The following is a 5,077-nucleotide window of genomic DNA, read 5'->3' on the forward strand; positions in this document are numbered from 1 at the left end:
GGACGTTAACGATTACGCGGGCGTCCTGATGTAACGCGGCGCCCTTGCGACCATCGCGAGCAGGCTCGCTCCCACAGGGGTAGTGAGGGGGAATTGAAGGGGAGGTGTACAGATCCACAATGCAGGGGGACTTCAGGCCGTTTCGACGGCCTTTTTTTATGCCTGGAAGTCGTGCATCCGTATATCTCCATATCGAATAACCAAATGAATAAATATGATTTATGGATATATGAATCAGCTGTTAAGGTCACTCCCATCGAAGCGAGATCGCAAACCGCGAATCGCCAACACGATCAAGGAATTGTCTGAATGCTGGTCGTCTCACTCGGTGGCAGCCCCAGCCAGCGCTCCCGTTCCGGGGTGCTGCTGGAGCGCTCCAAAAACTGGTTGCAAGGGCAGGGCGTTGAAGTGGTGAGTTACCAGGTACGGGACTTCCCGGCCGAAGACTTGCTGCATGCACGCTTCGACAGTCCGAAGGTGCTCGACCTGTTGCAACAGATTGAAAATGCCGACGGTCTGCTGATCGCCACCCCGGTGTACAAGGCATCGTTCTCCGGTGCGTTGAAAACCGTGCTGGACCTGCTGCCCGAGCGCGCACTGGCGCACAAGGTGGTGCTGCCGATGGCTACCGGCGGCAGCATCGCCCATATGCTGGCGGTGGATTACGCGCTCAAGCCGGTGTTGTCGGCGTTGAAGGCCGATGAACTGCTCCAGGGGATTTTCGCGGTCGACAGCCAGATCGCCTACGGCGAAGGCAGTGTGGCGGCGCAGTTGGCACCGGAGCTGGAACGACGTTTGAACGAGTCGCTGGAGTTGTTTTTCAGCGCCATGGCACGACGGCCAAGGCCGCTCGATCCGAGTCTGTTGAATGATCGTTTGTTGAGTGCTCGCTGGAGCATTTGACCCCCTTTCGAACACTGAAGTACTGGCCTTACTCGCCCGCCAACGGGCAAGCAGGTGCAGCCAAAACCCAACTGCAAAAAGGAGAGCGCCATGCGCCCTGTCATTTTGCGTCGTGGTCTGGTCGCTCTGTTTGCTGCGGCTGTTACCTTCGGCGCCATTACCCAAGCTCAAGCTGAAACACTGCGTATCGGCTATCAGAAATACGGCACCCTGGTGCTGCTCAAAGCCAAAGGCACTCTGGAAAAACGCCTCGCCGCCCAAGGCGTGGACGTGCAATGGACTGAATTCCCCGGCGGCCCGCAACTGCTCGAAGGCCTGAACGTCGGCTCCATCGACTTCGGTGTGACCGGTGAAACCCCACCCGTATTCGCTCAAGCAGCCGGCGCCGATCTGCTCTACGTCGCCTACGAACCACCAGCGCCTCACAGCGAAGCGATCCTGGTGCCGAAAGATTCGTCGATCAAATCGGTGGCCGAACTCAAGGGCAAGAAAGTCGCCCTGAACAAAGGCTCCAACGTGCACTACCTGCTGGTCCGCGCGCTGGAAGATGCCGGCCTCAAATACTCCGATATCCAGACCGTATTCCTGCCACCTGCCGATGCCCGCGCCGCGTTCGAGCGCGGCAGTGTCGACGCCTGGGTGATCTGGGATCCGTACCAGGCTGCCGCCGAACAGCAACTGCAAGCGCGCACCCTGCGCGATGGCCAGGGCATTGTCGACAACCATCAGTTCTACCTGGCGACCAAGCCTTACGCGCAAAAGAATCCCGAGGTGATCAAGACCCTTGTTGAGGAAGTGCGTGGTGTGGGCGAGTGGTCCAAGGCCAATCCGCAGGACGTGACGCAACAGGTCGCGCCGCTGCTCGGCCTGCCGGCAGACATCACCCTGACCTCGGTTAAACGCCAGGGCTACGGCGCGCTGTTCCTCACGCCGGAAGTGGTCGCCGCGCAGCAGAAAATCGCCGACAGCTTCTATCAGCTCAAGCTGATTCCCAAGCCCTTGAGCATCAAGGATGTGATCTGGACGCCACCGGCGGCCGTTGCCAAAGCCCAATAACCCAGCATTCGATTCCCCAAGGAGACCACTCCATGAGCCTCAATATCTTCTGGTTCCTGCCAACCCACGGCGACGGCCATTACCTTGGCACCGCCGAAGGCGCCCGCGCCGTCGACCACGGTTACCTGCAACAAGTCGCGCAAGCGGCCGATCGCCTGGGTTTTGGCGGGGTGCTGATCCCCACCGGTCGCTCCTGCGAAGACTCGTGGCTGGTGGCGGCGTCGCTGATTCCGGTGACCCAGCGCCTGAAGTTTCTGGTCGCCCTGCGCCCCGGGATCATTTCCCCGACGGTGGCGGCGCGTCAGGCGGCGACCCTGGATCGTCTGTCCGGTGGGCGTGCGCTGTTCAACCTGGTGACTGGCGGTGATCCGGAAGAGTTGGCCGGCGACGGTCTGTTTCTGACTCACGAAGAGCGCTATCAGGCCTCGGTGGAATTCACCCGCATCTGGCGTCGGGTGCTGGAAGGCGAAACCGTCGACTACGACGGCCAGCACATCAGCGTGAAGGGCGCCAAGCTGCTCTATCCGCCGATCCAGCAACCGCGTCCGCCGCTGTACTTTGGTGGTTCGTCGGAAGCCGCGCAGGACCTGGCGGCAGAGCAGGTGGAAATGGTTCTGACCTGGGGCGAGCCGCCGGCCGCGGTCGCCGAAAAAATCGCCCAAGTGCGGGCCAAGGCCGCCAAGCTCGGTCGCACCGTACGCTTCGGCATCCGTCTGCATGTGATCGTGCGGGAAACCAATGCCGAGGCCTGGCAGGCGGCGGATCGCCTGATTTCGCACCTGGACGACGACACCATCGCTCGCGCCCAGGCCTCTCTCGCGCGCTTCGATTCGGTGGGCCAGCAACGCATGGCCGCGTTGCACGGCGGCAGTCGCGACAATCTGGAAGTCAGCCCCAACCTGTGGGCCGGTGTCGGCCTGGTGCGTGGTGGTGCCGGCACGGCGCTGGTGGGTGACGGTCCGACCGTGGCCGCTCGCGTGAAGGAATACGCGGACCTGGGCATCGATACCTTCATCTTCTCCGGTTATCCACACCTGGAAGAGTCGTACCGCGTCGCCGAGCTGCTGTTCCCGCACCTGGATGTCGAGCGTCCTGAGCTGCCGAAAAGCGCCGGTTACGTCAGCCCGTTCGGCGAGATGGTGGCCAACGACATTCTTCCCAAAGCCGCGTCCCAGAGCTGAGGCGCGCCATGAAGAAAATCATCCACAGCCTTGCGCCCTGGGCGTTGCCGGTGTTGCTGCTGGCGGTGTGGCAGTTGTCGGTGTCGGCGGGCTGGTTGTCGACGCGGATCCTGCCGGCACCGGTCGCGGTGATCGAAGCCGGAATCAGTCTGGTGCGCAGCGGCGAGATCTGGACGCATCTGGCGATCAGCGGCTGGCGCGCAGCGCTGGGCTTTGCCATCGGCGGCAGCATCGGCCTGGTCCTTGGCTTCATCACCGGCCTGTCGAAATGGGGCGAGCGCCTGCTCGACAGCTCGGTGCAGATGATCCGCAACGTGCCGCATCTGGCGCTGATTCCACTGGTGATCCTGTGGTTCGGCATCGACGAGTCGGCGAAGATTTTCCTGGTGGCGCTGGGCACCTTGTTCCCGATCTACCTCAACACCTATCACGGTATTCGCAACGTCGATCCGGCATTGGTGGAGATGTCTCGCAGCTACGGCTTGTCCGGTTTCAGCCTGTTTCGTCAGGTGATTCTGCCGGGCGCGCTGCCTTCGATTCTGGTCGGTGTGCGCTTTGCCCTGGGCTTCATGTGGCTGACGCTGATCGTTGCCGAGACCATCTCCGCCAGCTCCGGCATCGGCTACCTGGCGATGAATGCCCGGGAGTTTTTGCAGACCGACGTGGTGGTGCTGGCGATCCTGATGTACGCGGTGCTCGGCAAGCTGGCCGACCTCGCGGCCCGTGGACTTGAACGTGTCTGGCTGCGCTGGCATCCGGCCTATCAGGTTGCCAAGGGAGGTGCCGCATGACTGCTCAACAACCTCCACGCCTGCTGCGCGGGATTCCGCTGGCGGTGCGCAAGCTGCAAAAAACCTTCGGCGCGCGGCAGGTGCTGCGCGAGATCGACCTGCACATTCCGGCCGGTCAGTTCGTCGCGGTAGTCGGTCGTAGCGGCTGCGGCAAAAGCACCTTGCTACGTTTGCTGGCCGGTCTCGACCAGCCCACGGGCGGGCAGTTGCTGGCCGGTTCCGCGGCGCTGAGCGAGGCGCGGGAAGACACCCGATTGATGTTTCAGGAAGCGCGCTTGCTGCCCTGGAAACGGATCATCGACAACGTGGGCCTCGGGCTCAAGGGCGACTGGCGGCCACAGGCGTTGCAGGCCCTGGAAGCGGTCGGCCTGGCGGACCGCGCCAACGAGTGGCCGGCGGCCTTGTCTGGTGGGCAGAAGCAGCGTGTGGCACTGGCCCGCGCGCTCATTCACCAACCGCGCCTGCTGTTGCTCGACGAGCCGCTGGGCGCGCTGGACGCCCTGACCCGCATCGAGATGCAGCAACTGATCGAACGACTCTGGCAACAGCACGGCTTCACGGTCTTGCTGGTGACCCATGACGTCAGCGAAGCGGTGGCGATTGCCGATCGGGTGATCCTGATCGAAGACGGCGAAATCGGCCTCGACCTCCATGTGGAATTACCGCGCCCTCGAGTTCGCGGCTCCCACCGGCTGGCGGCGCTGGAAACCGAAGTCCTCAACCGCGTGCTGTCCCTGCCGGGTCAACCGCCGGAACCGGAACCTGTTTCACCTTTGCCTACGCAGTTGCGTTGGGCGCAGTAACTCAAACTTTATCCAACGACAGGAATCAACATCATGACTATCAAAGCCATCAACGTACGCAACCAGTTCAAGGGCACCATCAAGGAAATCGTTTTGGGCGACGTGCTGTCGGAAATCGACGTGCAAACCGCGTCCGGCATTGTCACCTCGGTGATCACCACTCGTTCGGTGAAAGAGCTGGAACTGGCGGTCGGCAGCGAAGTGATCGCGTTCGTGAAATCCACCGAGGTGTCGATCGCGAAGTTGTGATCGCATGCCATACATGCAACCCCGAAAGGCAGGAGCCCTTCGGGGTTTTTTGTGGGTGTGAATCAGGTGTATTGGTGGTGTGGCCTTCGCGAGC

The 5,077-nt window shown here is 62.0% G+C and carries 6 protein-coding genes; all 6 read left to right on the forward strand.

Annotation, left to right across the window (positions count from 1 at the left end; all coding sequences use genetic code 11):
* Positions 1-309 precede the first annotated feature (309 nt).
* Entirely contained in the window at positions 310-903 is a 594-nt protein-coding gene (gene ssuE, locus K9857_RS29540; protein ID WP_224541991.1) for an NADPH-dependent FMN reductase, read from the forward strand.
* A 90-nt stretch (positions 904-993) separates the two neighbouring features.
* Entirely contained in the window at positions 994-1,959 is a 966-nt protein-coding gene (locus K9857_RS29545) for a sulfonate ABC transporter substrate-binding protein (protein WP_224541993.1), read from the forward strand.
* A gap of 32 nt (positions 1,960-1,991) precedes the next feature.
* On the forward strand, positions 1,992-3,140 hold the full coding sequence (ssuD, locus tag K9857_RS29550; RefSeq protein WP_224541995.1) for an FMNH2-dependent alkanesulfonate monooxygenase: 1,149 nt from the start codon (positions 1,992-1,994) through the stop codon (positions 3,138-3,140).
* 8 nt (positions 3,141-3,148) lie between these two features.
* Positions 3,149-3,931, forward strand: a complete 783-nt coding sequence (gene ssuC / locus K9857_RS29555) for an aliphatic sulfonate ABC transporter permease SsuC (protein WP_175379683.1) — start codon at positions 3,149-3,151, stop codon at positions 3,929-3,931.
* A complete protein-coding gene (gene ssuB / locus K9857_RS29560) occupies positions 3,928-4,734 on the forward strand; it encodes an aliphatic sulfonates ABC transporter ATP-binding protein (protein ID WP_175379682.1) in 807 nt (268 codons plus the stop codon). The genes ssuC and ssuB overlap by 4 nt, the downstream gene beginning before the upstream one ends.
* 33 nt (positions 4,735-4,767) lie before the next feature.
* Positions 4,768-4,983 (forward strand): molybdopterin-binding protein, encoded by a 216-nt coding sequence (locus K9857_RS29565; protein ID WP_175379681.1) that lies wholly within the window; start codon positions 4,768-4,770, stop codon positions 4,981-4,983.
* Positions 4,984-5,077 lie beyond the last annotated feature (94 nt).

The sequence above is a fragment of the Pseudomonas sp. REP124 genome (assembly GCF_020164475.1).
In the GTDB taxonomy this organism is placed as follows: domain Bacteria; phylum Pseudomonadota; class Gammaproteobacteria; order Pseudomonadales; family Pseudomonadaceae; genus Aquipseudomonas.